We start from the raw sequence: 16,052 nt of genomic DNA on the forward strand, positions 1-16,052 counted from the left end.
CGAACGGAGCGTAAGAATGAAAGCATTGCTTGATTTGTTTAAACAGGTAACGCAGGAAGAGCAGTTCGATGCGATTACCATCGGCTTGGCCTCGCCGGACAAGATCCGTTCGTGGTCCTACGGCGAAGTCAAGAAGCCGGAAACAATCAACTACCGCACCTTCAAGCCGGAGCGCGACGGCCTGTTCTGCGCCAAGATCTTCGGGCCGATCAAGGATTACGAGTGCCTGTGCGGAAAGTACAAGCGCCTCAAGCACCGCGGCGTGATCTGCGAAAAGTGCGGCGTCGAGGTGACGCTCTCCAAGGTGCGCCGCGAGCGCATGGCGCACATCGAACTCGCCTCGCCGGTGGCGCATATCTGGTTCCTCAAGAGCCTGCCGAGCCGTCTCGGCATGGTCCTCGACATGACCCTGCGCGACATCGAGCGCGTGCTCTATTTCGAAGCCTTCGTCGTCTGCGATCCCGGCATGACGCCGCTGACCCGCGCGCAGCTGCTGACCGAGGACGACTACCTGGCCAAGGTCGAGGAGTACGGCGACGACTTCCAGGCGGCGATGGGCGCGGAAGGCATCCGCGAACTGCTGCGCTCGATCGATCTTAATTCCGAGGTCGACCTGCTGCGTTCGGAGCTGGAAACCACCTCGTCGGAAACCAAGAGCAAGAAATTCTCGAAGCGCCTGAAGATCCTCGAAGGCTTCCAGAAGTCGGGCATCAAGCCCGAGTGGATGATCCTCGAAGTGCTGCCGGTCCTGCCGCCGGACCTGCGTCCGCTGGTGCCGCTCGACGGCGGCCGGTTCGCCACCTCGGACCTGAACGACCTGTACCGCCGCGTGATCAACCGCAACAACCGCCTGAAGCGCCTGCTCGAACTCAAGGCGCCGGAAATCATCGTGCGCAACGAAAAGCGCATGCTGCAGGAAGCGGTCGAACTCGCTGCTCGACAACGGCCGGCGCGGCAAGGCCATGACCGGCGCCAACAAGCGCCCGCTCAAGTCGCTGGCCGACATGATCAAGGGCAAGGGCGGCCGTTTCCGCCAGAACCTGCTGGGCAAGCGCGTCAACTACTCCGGCCGCTCGGTCATCGTCGTCGGTCCGCAGCTCAAGCTGCACCAGTGCGGCCTGCCCAAGCTGATGGCGCTCGAACTGTTCAAGCCCTTCATCTTCAACCGCTTGGAAATCATGGGCCTGGCGACCACCATCAAGCAGGCCAAGAAGATGGTCGAAATGCAGGAGCCGGTGGTCTGGGACATTCTCGAGGAAGTCATCCGCGAGCACCCGATCATGCTCAACCGGGCGCCGACGCTGCACCGCCTCGGCATCCAGGCCTTCGAGCCGACGCTGATCGAAGGCAAGGCCATCCAACTGCATCCGCTGGTCTGCGCCGCCTTCAACGCCGACTTCGACGGCGACCAGATGGCCGTGCACGTGCCGCTGTCCCTGGAAGCGCAGATGGAAGCGCGCACCCTGATGCTGGCCTCGAACAACGTACTCTCCCCGGCCAACGGTGAGCCGATCATCGTGCCCTCGCAGGACATCGTGCTGGGCCTGTATTACGCCACGCGCGAGCGCATCAACGGCAAGGGCGAGGGGATGGCGTTCACCGACCTGGCCGAGATCAGCCGCGCCCTGCACGCCGGCGAGCTCGAACTGCACGCCAAGATCTCGGTGCGCATCCGTGAATACGTGAAGAACGGCGATGGCGGCTGGGACGAAAAGCTGACGCGCTACGAAACCACCGCCGGGCGCGCCCTGCTGTCGGAGATCCTGCCGAAGGGGCTGCCGTTCAGCGTGCTCGACAAGCCGCTCAAGAAGAAGGAGATTTCCAAGCTGATCAACGCCTCCTTCCGCCGTTGCGGGCTGAAGGAGACGGTGGTCTTCGCCGACAAGCTGATGCAGAACGGCTACCGGCTGGCGACGCGGGCCGGCATTTCCATCTGCTCGGACGACATGCTGGTGCCGGGGCAGAAGAGCGAAATCATCGCCGCCGCGGAAAAAGAGGTCAAAGAGATCGAGGGCCAATACACCAACGGCCTGGTGACCAACGGCGAGCGCTACAACAAGGTCGTCAACATCTGGGGCCGCACGGGCGACCAGGTGGCCAAGGTGATGATGGAGCAGCTCGGCCACGAGGAAGTCGTCAACCGCCACGGCAACAAGGTCAAGCAGGAGTCGTTCAACTCCATCTACATGATGGCCGACTCCGGCGCCCGCGGCTCGGCGGCCCAGATCCGCCAGCTGGCCGGCATGCGCGGCCTGATGGCGAAGCCGGACGGCTCGATCATCGAAACGCCGATCACCACCAACTTCCGCGAAGGCCTGAACGTTCTCCAGTACTTCATCTCCACCCACGGCGCGCGCAAGGGCCTGGCAGACACGGCGCTGAAGACCGCCAACTCGGGCTACCTGACCCGGCGCCTGGTCGACGTCACCCAGGACCTCGTCGTCACCGAGGAGGATTGCGGCACGTCGAACGGCGTGACCATGAAAGCGCTGATCGAGGGCGGTGAGGTGATCGAGCCGCTGCGCGAGCGCATCCTCGGCCGCGTCTGCGTGCACGACGTGATCCATCCCGAAACCGACGAGACGGTGATCGAAGCCGGTACCCTGATCAACGAAGACCTGTGCGATCTCATCGATCAGCTCGGCATCGACGAAGTGAAGGTGCGCACCCCGCTGACCTGCGATACCCGCTACGGTCTGTGCGCCAAGTGCTACGGCCGCGACCTCGGCCGCGGTTCCCTGGTCAACGTCGGCGAGGCCGTGGGCGTCATCGCGGCGCAGTCGATCGGCGAGCCGGGCACCCAGCTCACCATGCGTACCTTCCACGTCGGCGGCGCCGCCTCGCGCGCCGCCGTGGCCAGCCACGTCGAGACCAAGAGCGCCGGCATCGTGCGCTTCACCGCTTCGATGCGCTACGTGACCAGCGCCAAGGGCGAGAAGATCGTCATCACCCGTTCCGGCGAAGTCGTCATCACCGACGACAACGGCCGCGAGCGCGAAAAGCACAAGGTTCCCTACGGCTCGACGCTGCAGGTCACCGACGGCCAGCAGGTCAAGGCCGGCACCAAGCTGGCGACCTGGGACCCGCACACCCGCCCGATCATCGCCGAGTACTCCGGCAAGGTGAAGTTCGAGAACGTCGAGGAAGGCGTGACCGTCGCCAAGCAGATCGATGAAGTCACCGGCCTGTTGACGCTGGTCGTGATCGATCCGAAGCGCGGCGGCAAGGCGCAGACCAAGGGCCTGCGGCCGCAGGTCAGGCTGTTCGACGCCAACGGCGACGAAGTGCGCATGCACGGCAGCGACCATCCGGTGACCATCACCTTCCAGGTCGGCGCGATCATCACCGTGCTCGACGGGCAGGACATTTCGGTCGGCGACGTGCTCGCGCGTTTGCCGCAGGAATCGGCCAAAACCCGCGACATCACCGGCGGTCTGCCGCGCGTCGCCGAGCTGTTCGAGGCGCGCACCCCGAAGGATGCCGGCATGCTGGCCGAATTCACCGGCACGGTTTCCTTCGGCAAGGACACCAAGGGCAAGCAGCGCCTGGTGATCACCGACCTCGAAGGGATCGCCCACGAGTACCTGATTCCGAAGGACAAGCACGTGCTGGTGCACGACGGACAGGTGGTCAACAAGGGCGAGATGATCGTCGACGGCGCGCCCGACCCGCACGACATCCTGCGCCTGCAGGGCGTCGAGGCGCTGGCGGTTTACATCACGGACGAAGTCCAGGACGTGTACCGCCTGCAGGGCGTGAAGATCAACGACAAGCACATCGAGGTCATCGTCCGCCAGATGCTGCGCCGCGTTACCGTGCTCGATCCGGGCGACACCAAGTTCATTCGCGGCGAACAGGTCGAAAAAGCGCACCTGCTCGACGAGAACGACCGGGCCAACGCGGACGGCAAGCTGCCGGCGACCTACGAGCCGATCCTGCTCGGCATCACCAAGGCGTCGCTGTCCACCGACTCGTTCATCTCGGCGGCGTCGTTCCAGGAAACCACCCGCGTGTTGACCGAGGCGGCGATCATGGGCAAGCGCGACGAACTGCGCGGGCTCAAGGAGAACGTCATCGTCGGACGCCTGATTCCCGCGGGCACCGGCCTGGCGTACCACCGCATGCGCAAGGACAACACCGCGGGTGTCGATCTGGCGCCCGATCACGAGATCAGCGGCGAATCTCCCGCGGCCGTGGAAGCGTCCGCGGGCAATGGCGAAGGAGACGCCGCCGGTTGACTTGGACGTTGTTTGACCATAGAATCGCCGGTCTTTGTCAGCGTGCGCTAATCATTGCGCACGCTTGTTATAAAAAATTCGCCAAGGCGGCTGCAGGTGGCCTTGGTTTTTGTGCAGAGGCCGCCCCGAAGGCGGAAACTGCAGGAGTTTAGGGATAGAAATATGCCAACCATCAACCAGCTGGTCCGTAAGCCCCGTGAAGCGGTGCGCGCCAAGAGCAAGGTGCCCGCTCTGGAAAACTGCCCGCAGAAGCGCGGCGTCTGCACGCGCGTCTATACCACGACGCCGAAAAAACCGAACTCGGCCCTGCGCAAAGTGTGCAAGGTGCGCCTGACCAACAGCTTCGAGGTCATTTCGTACATCGGCGGCGAAGGCCACAACCTCCAGGAACACTCGGTGGTGCTGATTCGCGGCGGCCGGGTGAAGGACTTGCCGGGCGTCCGCTACCACACCGTGCGCGGTTCGCTCGATACGCAGGGCGTCAAGGACCGCAAGCAGGGTCGTTCGAAGTACGGCACGAAGCGCCCGAAGGCGGCTTGATCGCCGCTTGAGTAAGTGACTGCCTGATGGGCGGTCGAGTGGGACCGGCGCGGCCGGGTCCCTCAACTGAATCGTTATTTGAAAGGTTGTTCATCCATGCCACGTCGTCGCGAAGTTCCCAAGCGCGATATTCTGCCGGACCCCAAGTTCGGAAATATCGAAGTGTCCAAGTTCATCAACACCATCATGATGAGCGGCAAGAAATCCGTTGCCGAGCGCATCGTGTATGGCGCGTTCGATATCATCTCCGCCAAGGACGGCAAGGACCCGCTCGAGGTTTTCGGGCTGGCGATGAATAACGTCAAGCCGCTCGTCGAAGTGAAGAGCCGCCGCGTCGGCGGCGCCAACTACCAGGTTCCGGTCGAGGTTCGTCCGAGCCGCCGCATGGCGCTGGCCATGCGCTGGCTGCGCGAATCGGCGCGCAAGCGTTCGGAGAAGTCGATGGACCAGCGCCTGGCCGCGGAAATGCTCGACGCGGCGGAGAATCGCGGCGGCGCGGTCAAGAAGCGCGATGAAGTCCATCGCATGGCGGACGCCAACAAGGCGTTCGCGCACTTCCGGTTCTAGTGTTTTTCAATGGCCGGCGACGGATGTCGTCGCCGGTAAACGTTCTTTATCAATGAAGGCTTAAACGTGGCACGCAAAACTCCCATCGAGCGCTACCGCAATATCGGCATCAGCGCGCACATCGACGCCGGCAAGACCACCACGACCGAGCGTATCCTCTTCTACACCGGCGTCAATCACAAAATCGGTGAAGTCCATGACGGCGCTGCCACCATGGACTGGATGGAGCAGGAGCAGGAGCGCGGCATCACCATCACCTCGGCGGCGACGACCTGCTTCTGGAAGGGCATGGACATGCAATTCCAGGAGCACCGCTTCAACATCATCGATACCCCGGGACACGTTCAACTTCACCATCGAAGTCGAACGTTCGATGCGCGTGCTCGATGGCGCCTGCATGGTCTATTGCGCGGTCGGCGGCGTGCAGCCGCAGTCGGAAACCGTGTGGCGGCAGGCCAACAAGTATGGCGTGCCGCGTCTCGCCTTCGTGAACAAGATGGACCGTCAGGGCGCCGACTTCTTCAAGGTCGTCGACCAGATGCAGACGCGCCTGAAGGGCAACCCCGTGCCCATCGTCATTCCCATCGGCCGGGAAGAGCATTTCGCGGGCGTCGTTGACCTGATCAAGATGAAAGCCATCGTCTGGGACGAGGCTTCGCAGGGGATGAAGTTCGAGTACCGGGACATCCCGGCGGACCTGCAGCCCGTCGCCGACGAGTGGCGGGCCAAGATGCTCGAATCGGCGGCCGAGGCCAACGAAGAGCTGATGGACAAATACCTCGAGTCGGGTGACCTGAGCGAGGCGGACATCATCAAGGGACTGCGCGCGCGCACCATCGCCTGTGAAATCCAGCCGATGCTGTGCGGGACGGCCTTCAAGAACAAGGGCGTGCAGCGGATGCTGGACGCGGTCATCGAACTGCTGCCGTCGCCGGTCGATATCCCGGCGGTGGAGGGTGAAAACGAACGGGGCGGCGCCGAGACGCGCGAGGCTTCCGATTCCGCCAAGTTCTCCGCGCTCGCCTTCAAGCTGATGACCGACCCGTACGTCGGCCAGCTGACCTTCATCCGTGTGTACTCCGGCGTGCTGCAATCGGGCGACACCATCTACAACCCGGTCAAGGGCCGCAAGGAGCGGATCGGCCGTCTGCTGCAGATGCATGCCAACAACCGCGAGGAAATCAAGGAAGTTCTCGCGGGCGACATCGCCGCATGCGTCGGCCTGAAGGAAGTGACGACCGGGGAAACGCTGTGCGACCCCGCGTCGGTGATCACCCTCGAACGCATGGAATTCCCCGAGCCGGTCATCCACATCGCGGTCGAACCCAAGACCAAGAGCGACCAGGAAAAAATGGGCATCGCCCTGGGCCGTCTGGCGCAGGAAGACCCGTCGTTCCGCGTGCGCAGTGACGAGGAGTCCGGCCAGACCATCATTTCCGGCATGGGCGAACTGCACCTCGAAATCATCGTCGACCGCATGAAGCGCGAGTTCGGCGTGGACGCCAACGTGGGCGCGCCGCAGGTCGCCTATCGCGAGTGCATCAAGAAATCCGTCGAGCAGGAAGGCAAGTTCGTCAAGCAGTCCGGCGGCCGCGGCCAGTACGGCGACGTGTGGATCAGGCTCGAACCGAACGAGGCCGGCAAGGGCTACGAATTCGTTGACGCGATCAAGGGCGGCACGGTGCCGCGCGAATACATCCCGGCGGTGGACAAGGGCCTGCAGGATGCGATCAAGAGCGGCGTCCTGGCCGGCTTCCCGGTGGTTGACATCAAGTTCACCCTCTTCGACGGTTCGTATCACGACGTCGACTCCAACGAAAACGCCTTCCGCATGGCCGCGTCGATGGCGTTCAAGGAAGGGATGAAGAAGGCGTCGCCGACGCTGCTCGAGCCGATGATGTCGGTCGAGGTCGAGACCCCCGAAGAGTACATGGGCAACATCATGGGCGACCTGTCGGGCCGTCGCGGCATCGTTCTCGGCATGGAAGACCTGCCGGGCGGCATCAAGGCCATCAAGGCCGAAGTGCCGCTGGCCGAGATGTTCGGCTACTCCACCACCGTGCGCTCGTTGTCCCAGGGGCGGGCGACCTACTCGATGGAATTCAAGCACTATGTCGAGGCGCCGAAAAACGTCGCCGAGGCCGTTATCAACAAGAAGTGACACTGGTTTCGAGGATATCTAAATGGCTAAGGCAAAATTTGAGCGTACGAAGCCGCACGTAAACGTCGGCACGATTGGTCACGTGGACCATGGGAAGACGACCCTGACGGCGGCGATCACGACGATCCTGTCGAAGAAGTTTGGGGGCGAGGCGAAGGCCTACGACCAGATTGACGCGGCGCCGGAAGAGAAGGCCCGGGGCATCACGATCAACACGGCGCACGTGGAGTACGAGACGGCGACGCGGCACTACGCGCACGTGGATTGCCCGGGACACGCCGACTACGTGAAGAACATGATTACGGGTGCGGCGCAGATGGACGGCGCGATCCTGGTGGTGTCGGCGGCGGACGGCCCGATGCCGCAGACGCGGGAACACATCCTGCTGGCGCGCCAGGTGGGTGTGCCGTACATCATCGTGTACATGAACAAGTGCGACATGGTGGATGACGCCGAACTGCTCGAGCTGGTCGAAATGGAAGTGCGCGAACTGCTGTCGAAGTACGAATTCCCGGGCGACGACATTCCGATCGTCAAGGGCTCGGCGCTGAAGGCGCTGAACGGCGACACGGACGAACTGGGCGAAGGCTCGATCCTGGCCTTGGCGGACGCGCTGGACAGCTACATTCCGACGCCGGAGCGGGCGGTGGACAAGCCGTTCCTGCTGCCGATCGAAGACGTGTTCTCGATCTCGGGGCGCGGCACCGTGGTGACCGGGCGTGTTGAGCGGGGCATCGTCAAGGTGGGCGAAGAAATCGAGATTGTCGGCATCAAGCCCACCGTCAAGACCACCTGTACGGGGGTTGAAATGTTCCGCAAGCTGCTCGACCAGGGGCAGGCGGGTGACAACGTCGGCGTGCTGCTGCGCGGCACCAAGCGCGAAGAAGTCGAACGCGGACAAGTGCTGGCCAGGCCGGGCTCGATCACCCCGCACACCCACTTCACGGGCGAAGTGTACGTTCTGTCGAAGGACGAAGGCGGGCGTCACACGCCGTTCTTCAACAACTACCGTCCGCAGTTCTATTTCCGGACGACGGACGTGACGGGCGCGATCACCCTGCCGGAAGGCACGGAGATGGTGATGCCTGGGGACAACGTGCAGATGACGGTGAAGCTGATCTGCCCGATCGCCATGGAAGAGGGGCTGCGTTTCGCCATCCGTGAAGGCGGCCGCACCGTCGGCGCCGGCGTCGTCGCCAAAATTATCGAGTAATGACTGATTGCCGGGCGAGCACTGTCTCGCCCGGTTGCTCTTTGGAAACTACAAAATGCAAAACCAGAAAATCCGCATCCGGCTCAAAGCATTCGATTATCGCCTCATCGACCAGTCCGCCCTGGAAATCGTCGAAACGGCCAAACGCACCGGCGCCGTCGTGCGCGGGCCCGTGCCCCTGCCGACGCGCATCCAGCGTTTCGACGTGTTGCGTTCCCCGCACGTCAACAAGACCTCGCGCGATCAGTTCGAGATCCGCACCCATCTTCGCCTGATGGACATCATCGACCCGACGGACAAGACCGTCGATGCGCTGATGAAGCTGGATCTTCCGGCCGGCGTCGACGTGGAAATTAAGTTGCAGTAAGCGTTTCAAAACGGCTATAATCGCCGACTTTCACCGGGTGGCATCGGACGATGCCGCTCATTTTGTTTTGTGCTCGCCGGCCAATCGTAGCCGGCAAGAGGAGAATAACCATGAGTCTAGGCCTTGTCGGGCGCAAGGTCGGCATGACGCGCATTTTCACCGAGGATGGCTTGTCCGTGCCGGTGACTGTGCTCGACGTGTCGAACAACCGCGTCGCCCAGATCAAAACGCCTGAAAGCGACGGCTACACGGCCGTCCAGGTCTCTTTCGGCAAGCGCCGTGCTTCCCGCGTCAACAAAGCCATGGCGGGACATCTCGCCAAGGCGGGCGTCGAAGCCGGTGTGCTGCTCAAGGAATTTCCCGTTACCCCGGAGGATCTGTCCAGCCTGAAGGCGGGCGACCAGATCAGCGTCTCGATCTTCTCTGTCGGCCAGAAGGTCGACGTGACCGGACAGACGATCGGCAAGGGATTCGCGGGCGGCATCAAGCGTCATCACTTCAGCTCCCAGCGCGCTTCCCACGGCAACTCCGTTTCGCACAATGCGCCGGGGTCCATCGGGATGAACCAGGACCCGGGGCGCGTGTTCCCCGGCAAGCGCATGGCCGGCCATCTCGGCGACGTGAAGCGCACGCAGCAGAATCTCGAAGTCATTCGTGTTGACGTCGAGCGTCAGCTGTTGTTGGTCAAGGGCGCGGTCCCCGGCTCCAAGGGGTCGGATCTGGTCGTGCGCCCGGCTGTCAAGGCGGGGGCATAATGGAACTCAAGCTGATCAATGAGCAGGGCCAGGAGGCCAGTCGCCTGCAGGCGTCGGACGTGCTGTTCGGACGCGAATACAACGAGGCGCTGATCCATCAGGTGGTGGTGGCCTATCAGGCCAACGCGCGCAGCGGCAACCGCGCGCAGAAGGATCGCGGCCAAGTCTCGCACACGACGGCCAAGCCTTTCCGCCAGAAGGGCACCGGCCGCGCGCGCGCCGGTATGTCGTCCTCACCGCTGTGGCGTGGCGGCGGTCGTATCTTCCCGAATTCGCCCGATGAGAATTTCAGCCAGAAGCTGAACAAGAAAATGTACCGCGCGGGCATCGCCTCGATTCTGTCGCAGCTGGTGCGCGAGGATCGCCTCGCGGTGGTCGACAGCATCGCCGTCGATGCGCCGAAGACCAAGCTGTTCGCCCAGAAGATCAAGGGCATGGGCTACGACAACGTGCTGGTGATCACCGACAGCCTCGACGAGAACGTCTTCCTGGCTTCCCGGAATCTGCCGAACGTGCTGGTCCTCGAAGTCAACGAAACCGATCCCGTGTCCTTGATCCGCTTCCCCAAGGTGCTGATGACCAAGAACGCGGTCGCCAAGTTTGAGGAGATTCTGGGATGAATCAACAGCGTTTGATGCAAGTGTTGCTTGCGCCTCAGATTTCTGAGAAGGCGACCTATGTCGCGGACAAGAACGAGCAGGTGATTTTCCGGGTGGCGTCGGATGCGACCAAGCCGGAAGTGAAGGCTGCCGTGGAATTGCTGTTCAAGGTTTCCGTCGAGTCGGTGCAGATTGCCAACGTCAAAGGCAAGCAGAAGCGGGTCGGGCGCCATATGGGCAGCCGCAAGGGCTGGAAAAAGGCGTACGTATGTCTGAAGCCGGGGCAGGAAATCAATTTCGTTGATGGAGGAGCTGCGTAATGGCACTCGTCAAAGTCAAACCGACTTCGCCCGGTCGCCGTGCCGTCGTCAAGGTCGTCAATCCCGATTTGCACAAAGGCGCTCCTTACGCCAAGCTGCTCGAGTCCCAGGCCAAAAAGGCCGGGCGCAACAACAACGGTCATGTGACCACCCGCCATCAGGGCGGCGGCCACAAGCAGCATTACCGTCTGATCGACTTCAAGCGCAACAAGGACGGCGTGCCGGCCAAGGTCGAGCGGATCGAATACGATCCGAACCGCACCGCGAACATCGCGCTGCTGTGCTATGCCGACGGCGAGCGCCGCTACGTCATCGCGCCGAAAGGAATGAGTGTCGGTCAGCAGGTGCTCAGCGGCTCCGAGGCGCCGATCAAGTCGGGCAACACGCTGCCGATCCGCAACATCCCGGTCGGTACCACCATCCATTGCGTTGAAATGATCCCTGGCAAGGGGGCGCAGCTGGCGCGTTCGGCGGGAACGTCCGCGCAGCTGCTGGCGCGCGAGGGCGTCTATGCGCAGCTCCGCTTGCGCTCGGGTGAAATCCGCCGCGTCCATGTCGAATGCCGCGCCACCATCGGCGAGGTCGGCAACGAAGAGCACAGCCTGCGTTCCATTGGCAAGGCCGGGGCGAATCGCTGGCGCGGGATTCGTCCCACGGTGCGCGGCGTGGTCATGAACCCGGTCGACCACCCCCACGGCGGCGGCGAAGGCAGGACTGCGGCCGGTATGCATCCGGTCAGCCCATGGGGTGTCAAGACCAAGGGATACCGCACTCGCAGCAACAAGCGCACGACCTCCATGATTGTGCAGCGCCGTCATAAACGCTAAGGGATAGAGAACTATGGGACGTTCCATTAAAAAGGGCCCGTTTGTCGATGCCCATCTGCTCAAGAAGGTCGAGGTCGTGCGTGCGACGAGTGACAAGCGCCCGATCAAGACCTGGTCGCGTCGCTCCACGGTACTTCCGGATTTTGTCGGGCTGACTATCGCCGTGCATAACGGCAAACAGCACATTCCCGTGTATGTCACGGAAAACATGGTCGGCCACAAGCTGGGAGAATTCTCCCTGACCCGCACTTTCAAGGGTCACACCGCCGGCAAGAAGGCGAAGAAGTAAAGGAATGGATATGGAAACACGTGCTATTTTGCGCGGCGTGCGGCTCTCGGACCAAAAAGGTCGCTTGATCGCCGACCAGATCCGCGGCCTGCCGGTTGACAAGGCGCTCAACATCTTGACCTTCAGTCCAAAAAAAGGGGCGGGAATCGTCAAGAAGGTGCTTGAGTCGGCCATCGCCAATGCGGAACACAACGACGGCGCCGATATCGACGAGCTCAAGGTCAAGAGCATCTACGTGGAGAAGGGCATGGTGCTCAAGCGCTTCACCGCCCGGGCCAAGGGGCGCGGCAACAGGATCGTCAAGCCGACCTGCCATATTTTCTTGACCGTCGGAAATTAAGGAAAAACAATGGGACAGAAAATACATCCGACTGGTTTTCGCCTGGCAGTGACCCGTGACTGGTCGTCGCGGTGGTACGCGAACAGCAAGAATTTCTCCACGATGCTGAACGAGGACGTGCAGGTCCGCGACTATCTCAAGGAAAAGCTCAAGCACGCCTCCGTGGGCCGCGTCCTGATCGAGCGCCCCGCCAAGAACGCGCGGGTGACGGTATTCTCGGCGCGTCCCGGCGTGGTGATCGGCAAGAAAGGCGAGGAAATCGACCAGCTGCGTTCCGCGCTGCAAAGGATCATGCGGGTGCCGGTGCATGTCAGCATCGAAGAAATCCGCAAGCCCGAGCTCGACGCGCAGCTGATCGCCGATTCCATCACCCAGCAGCTTGAGAAGCGCATCATGTTCCGCCGCGCCATGAAGCGCGCGATGCAGAACGCCATGCGCCTCGGCGCGCAGGGCATCAAGATCATGAGCTCCGGGCGCCTGAACGGGGCCGAGATCGCGCGGCGCGAATGGTATCGCGAAGGTCGCGTGCCGTTGCATACCTTGCGTGCCGACATCGACTACGCGACCTCCGAGGCGCTGACCACCTACGGCATCATCGGCGTCAAGGTGTGGGTCTTCAAGGGTGAAGTGCTGAACCGGGACGAACAGCCCGAAGTGGCGTCGCCCGAGACGACGGGTGCGGAAGATCCGGCACGCAAGCCGCGGCGTGTAGCCCGGCCGGCCGGAGAAGGTGACAAGGTCAGGCGCGTTGCCGGCAACAAGCCCAAGGGTGAAGGACCCGCCGAGGGCGCGAGCGCCGAATCCCCAGCCGAAGCCAAGGCACCGGCGAAACGAGTAAGAAAGGCAGGAACGACTGATGCTGCAACCAACTAGAAGGAAATACCGTAAGGAGCAGAAAGGCCGGAACACCGGTCTGGCGACTCGCGGCACGAAGGTGAGTTTCGGAGAATTCGGCCTGAAGGCGACTGGACGGGGGCGTCTGACCGCGCGCCAGATCGAAGCTGCGCGGCGCGCGATGACGCGCCACATCAAGCGGGGCGGACGGATCTGGATTCGCATTTTCCCAGACAAGCCCATTTCGAAGAAGCCCGCGGAAGTGCGGATGGGCAACGGCAAGGGCAATCCGGAGTATTACGTCGCGGAAATCCAGCCCGGCAAGGTGCTGTATGAAATGGACGGCGTCGGCGAAGTCCTGGCGCGGGAAGCGTTTGCGCTCGCCGCGGCCAAGCTGCCGATCGCGACGACTTTTGTGACCCGCATCGTAGGGTGATCGAACATGAAAGCCAGTGAACTCAGAACGAAAAGTGTCGACGAGCTGAACAAGGAGCTGCTCGAGCTCCTGAAGGCCCAGTTCGGCCTGCGTATGCAGAAAGCCACGCAGCAATTGAGCAACCAGAGCCAGATCGGCAAGGTTCGTCGCGATATTGCTCGCGTGCGTACCCTCCTCCGTGAAAAGGCGGCACAGCAATGAGCGAAGAAAAAAGCAAGCGTACCCTGATCGGGCGTGTGGTCAGCGACAAGATGGACAAGACCGTCACGGTCCTGGTCGAACGTCGCGTCAAGCATCCCATTTACGACAAGATTATCGTGCGTTCCAAGAAGTACCACGCGCATAACGACGGCAATCAGGCCAAGGCGGGCGATCTGGTGGAAATCCAGGAGGCGCGTCCGATGTCGAAGACGAAGTCCTGGGCCGTGATCAAGCTGCTCGAAAAGGCTGTGGCCATCTGACGGCCTTGTAGTTTACGCCAAAGAGGGTATAATGCCCTCTTTTTCGCGCCCGGTTGTTTTCGCCGTGCGATTCTGCCCGTAACGGGTTCCAAGACTGACCGCGTTGGCGGGATAAGTTGGAGACTTAAATGATTCAGATGCAAACGGTTCTGGACGTGGCCGACAATACCGGCGCGCGTTCAGTGATGTGTATCAAGGTGCTTGGCGGCTCCAAGCGTCGTTACGCGAGCGTTGGCGACATCATCAAGGTAAGCATCAAGGACGCAGCCCCGCGCGGGCGCGTCAAGAAAGGTGATGTCTACAACGCCGTCGTCGTGAGGACGGCCAAGGGTGTGCGGCGTCCTGACGGTTCGCTGGTCAGATTCGACGGCAATGCGGCGGTGCTCCTGAACAACAAGCTGGAGCCGATCGGAACGCGCATTTTCGGGCCGGTGACGCGTGAGTTGCGTAGCGAGCGGTTCATGAAGATCGTTTCGCTCGCGCCGGAAGTTCTCTAAGAGGCGGTCATGGAAAAAATTCGCAAGGGCGATGAGGTGATCGTCATCGCCGGTAAGGACAAAGGCAAGCGCGGGGCGGTGGTTCGCCGCGTCGGGGCTGAGCATGTGGTGGTCGAAGGCATCAACCGCGTGAAGAAGCATGTCAAGCCGAATCCGGTGAAAGGTGTGGTAGGTGGCGTCGTGGACAAGGACATGCCGCTCCACGTGTCCAACGTTTCCCTGTACAACCCGGCGACCAAGAAGGCCGACCGGGTTGGCTTCAAGCTGCTTGAGGACGGCAAGAAAGTGCGCGTCTTCAAGTCGAATGGCGAAGTGGTCGGGGCATAAGGAACGGATATGGCACGTTTGCTGGATTACTACAAAAAGACCGTGGCGCCGGAGCTGGCCCAGAAGTTCGGGTACAAGTCGGTGATGGAGATTCCGCGTATCACCAAGATCACCCTGAACATGGGTGTCGGCGAGGCGGTGGCGGACAAGAAGGTGTTGGAAAACGCCGTGGCCGACATGACCAAGATCGCCGGCCAGAAGCCGGTGGTCACCAAGTCGCGCAAGTCGATTGCCGGCTTCAAGATTCGTACCGGTTACCCGATCGGGTGCATGGTCACCCTGCGCGGGCCGAGGATGTTCGAGTTCCTGGATCGGCTGGTGACGGTCGCCCTGCCGCGGGTACGTGACTTTCGCGGTATTTCCGGGAAAGGCTTCGATGGCCGTGGCAACTACAACATGGGCGTCAAGGAGCAGATCATTTTCCCCGAGATCGAGTACGACAAGATCGACGCGTTGCGTGGCATGAACATCAGTGTCACCACCACCGCCAAGACTGACGAAGAGGCGCGCGCGCTGCTTGCTGCCTTTAAATTCCCGTTCAAGAACTGAGGCTCAAATGGCGAAACTTGCATTGATCAACCGTGAAGAAAAGCGGCGCAAGATGGTCGAGAAATATGCTGCAAAGCGCGCTGAGCTGGTGGCGGTCATCGACGATGTCAACCGGTCGGAAGAAGAGCGTTTCGAGGCTCGGCAAAAGTTTCAGACGTTGCCGAGAAATGCCAGCCCGGTGCGGCTGCGCAACCGTTGCCAGTTGACCGGGCGTCCGCGTGGCGTTTTCCGCAAGTTCGGCCTGGGCCGCAGCAAATTGCGCGATTTCGTCATGCGTGGCGAAGTCCCTGGCATGACCAAGGCCAGCTGGTAAGCAGGAGAATACGATATGAGTATGAGCGATCCGATCAGCGATATGCTGACCCGCATCCGCAATGCGCAGTTGGCCAACAAGGCGACGGTGGTCATGCCGTCCTCCAAGGTCAAGGTAGCCATCGTCAAGGTGCTGAAGGACGAGGGGTTCGTCGAGGATTTTGCGGTGCGCGAGAACGACGGCAAGCCGTCTCTTGAAATCGGCCTGAAGTATTACGCCGGGCGTCCGGTCATCGAGAGAATCGACCGGGTGTCCTCGCCGGGTTTGCGCGTCTATCGCGGCGCGAACGAAATTCCGCGAGTGATGAATGGCCTTGGAGTGGCGATCGTGTCCACTCCGAAGGGTGTTATGACCGATCGCAAGGCGCGCGCCAGTAACGTGGGTGGCGAAGTGCTCTGCATCGTCGCGTAAGGGGAAGA

19 protein-coding genes and 2 pseudogenes are annotated in these 16,052 nt (G+C 61.9%); all 21 read left to right on the forward strand.

The window, feature by feature from the left end; translation table 11 throughout:
- The first annotated feature begins 16 nt into the window (after positions 1-16).
- The 21 genes and pseudogenes from rpoC (at position 17) to rpsH (ending at position 16,044) form a co-directional block, all read left to right on the forward strand.
- Positions 17-4,238, forward strand: a pseudogene (rpoC, locus tag QM701_RS14965) (DNA-directed RNA polymerase subunit beta').
- Positions 4,239-4,400: 162 nt separating this feature from the next.
- A complete protein-coding gene (gene rpsL, locus QM701_RS14970; protein ID WP_415167829.1) occupies positions 4,401-4,778 on the forward strand; it encodes a 30S ribosomal protein S12 in 378 nt (125 codons plus the stop codon).
- Positions 4,779-4,874: 96 nt separating this feature from the next.
- Complete coding sequence (gene rpsG / locus QM701_RS14975) at positions 4,875-5,345, forward strand: 30S ribosomal protein S7 (protein WP_415167830.1); 471 nt, start codon at positions 4,875-4,877, stop codon at positions 5,343-5,345.
- Between the two features lie 66 nt (positions 5,346-5,411).
- Positions 5,412-7,506 (forward strand): annotated as a pseudogene (gene fusA, locus QM701_RS14980) (elongation factor G).
- 22 nt (positions 7,507-7,528) lie between these two features.
- Positions 7,529-8,719, forward strand: coding sequence for an elongation factor Tu (gene tuf / locus QM701_RS14985; protein WP_415167822.1), 1,191 nt, complete (start codon positions 7,529-7,531; stop codon positions 8,717-8,719).
- 55 nt (positions 8,720-8,774) lie between these two features.
- Positions 8,775-9,086: a 30S ribosomal protein S10 gene (rpsJ, locus tag QM701_RS14990; RefSeq protein WP_091940319.1), complete on the forward strand. Its 312-nt coding sequence runs from the start codon at positions 8,775-8,777 to the stop codon at positions 9,084-9,086.
- 110 nt (positions 9,087-9,196) lie between these two features.
- On the forward strand, positions 9,197-9,841 hold the full coding sequence (gene rplC, locus QM701_RS14995; RefSeq protein WP_415167831.1) for a 50S ribosomal protein L3: 645 nt from the start codon (positions 9,197-9,199) through the stop codon (positions 9,839-9,841).
- Positions 9,841-10,461 carry a 50S ribosomal protein L4 gene (rplD, locus tag QM701_RS15000; protein WP_415167832.1) on the forward strand — a complete coding sequence of 207 codons (621 nt, stop codon included), beginning with the start codon at positions 9,841-9,843 and terminating at the stop codon, positions 10,459-10,461. The genes rplC and rplD overlap by 1 nt, the downstream gene beginning before the upstream one ends.
- Complete coding sequence (rplW, locus tag QM701_RS15005) at positions 10,458-10,760, forward strand: 50S ribosomal protein L23 (protein ID WP_415167833.1); 303 nt, start codon at positions 10,458-10,460, stop codon at positions 10,758-10,760. The genes rplD and rplW overlap by 4 nt, the downstream gene beginning before the upstream one ends.
- Entirely contained in the window at positions 10,760-11,587 is an 828-nt protein-coding gene (gene rplB / locus QM701_RS15010; RefSeq protein ID WP_415167834.1) for a 50S ribosomal protein L2, read from the forward strand. Before rplW ends, rplB begins: the two co-directional genes overlap by 1 nt.
- 13 nt (positions 11,588-11,600) lie before the next feature.
- Positions 11,601-11,876: a 30S ribosomal protein S19 gene (rpsS, locus tag QM701_RS15015; RefSeq protein WP_415167835.1), complete on the forward strand. Its 276-nt coding sequence runs from the start codon at positions 11,601-11,603 to the stop codon at positions 11,874-11,876.
- A 10-nt stretch (positions 11,877-11,886) separates the two neighbouring features.
- A complete protein-coding gene (gene rplV / locus QM701_RS15020) occupies positions 11,887-12,216 on the forward strand; it encodes a 50S ribosomal protein L22 (protein WP_415167836.1) in 330 nt (109 codons plus the stop codon).
- A 9-nt stretch (positions 12,217-12,225) separates the two neighbouring features.
- Positions 12,226-13,089: a 30S ribosomal protein S3 gene (rpsC, locus tag QM701_RS15025; RefSeq protein WP_415167837.1), complete on the forward strand. Its 864-nt coding sequence runs from the start codon at positions 12,226-12,228 to the stop codon at positions 13,087-13,089.
- Entirely contained in the window at positions 13,073-13,486 is a 414-nt protein-coding gene (gene rplP, locus QM701_RS15030; RefSeq protein WP_415167838.1) for a 50S ribosomal protein L16, read from the forward strand. Before rpsC ends, rplP begins: the two co-directional genes overlap by 17 nt.
- A gap of 6 nt (positions 13,487-13,492) precedes the next feature.
- Positions 13,493-13,687 (forward strand): 50S ribosomal protein L29, encoded by a 195-nt coding sequence (rpmC, locus tag QM701_RS15035; protein WP_415167839.1) that lies wholly within the window; start codon positions 13,493-13,495, stop codon positions 13,685-13,687.
- A complete protein-coding gene (gene rpsQ, locus QM701_RS15040) occupies positions 13,684-13,947 on the forward strand; it encodes a 30S ribosomal protein S17 (protein ID WP_415167840.1) in 264 nt (87 codons plus the stop codon). Before rpmC ends, rpsQ begins: the two co-directional genes overlap by 4 nt.
- A gap of 128 nt (positions 13,948-14,075) precedes the next feature.
- The gene (gene rplN, locus QM701_RS15045) at positions 14,076-14,444 is read left to right on the forward strand and encodes a 50S ribosomal protein L14 (RefSeq protein ID WP_415167841.1); all 369 of its coding nucleotides are present in this window, start codon (positions 14,076-14,078) and stop codon (positions 14,442-14,444) included.
- Between the two features lie 9 nt (positions 14,445-14,453).
- Positions 14,454-14,771 (forward strand): 50S ribosomal protein L24, encoded by a 318-nt coding sequence (rplX, locus tag QM701_RS15050; RefSeq protein WP_415167842.1) that lies wholly within the window; start codon positions 14,454-14,456, stop codon positions 14,769-14,771.
- 9 nt (positions 14,772-14,780) lie between these two features.
- Positions 14,781-15,320: a 50S ribosomal protein L5 gene (gene rplE / locus QM701_RS15055; RefSeq protein ID WP_415167843.1), complete on the forward strand. Its 540-nt coding sequence runs from the start codon at positions 14,781-14,783 to the stop codon at positions 15,318-15,320.
- Between the two features lie 7 nt (positions 15,321-15,327).
- The gene (gene rpsN, locus QM701_RS15060) at positions 15,328-15,633 is read left to right on the forward strand and encodes a 30S ribosomal protein S14 (protein WP_415167844.1); all 306 of its coding nucleotides are present in this window, start codon (positions 15,328-15,330) and stop codon (positions 15,631-15,633) included.
- A gap of 15 nt (positions 15,634-15,648) precedes the next feature.
- Positions 15,649-16,044, forward strand: a complete 396-nt coding sequence (rpsH, locus tag QM701_RS15065) for a 30S ribosomal protein S8 (protein WP_415167845.1) — start codon at positions 15,649-15,651, stop codon at positions 16,042-16,044.
- Positions 16,045-16,052: the final 8 nt, after the last annotated feature.

Source organism: Propionivibrio sp. (assembly GCF_047602565.1).
GTDB lineage: Bacteria > Pseudomonadota > Gammaproteobacteria > Burkholderiales > Rhodocyclaceae > Propionivibrio.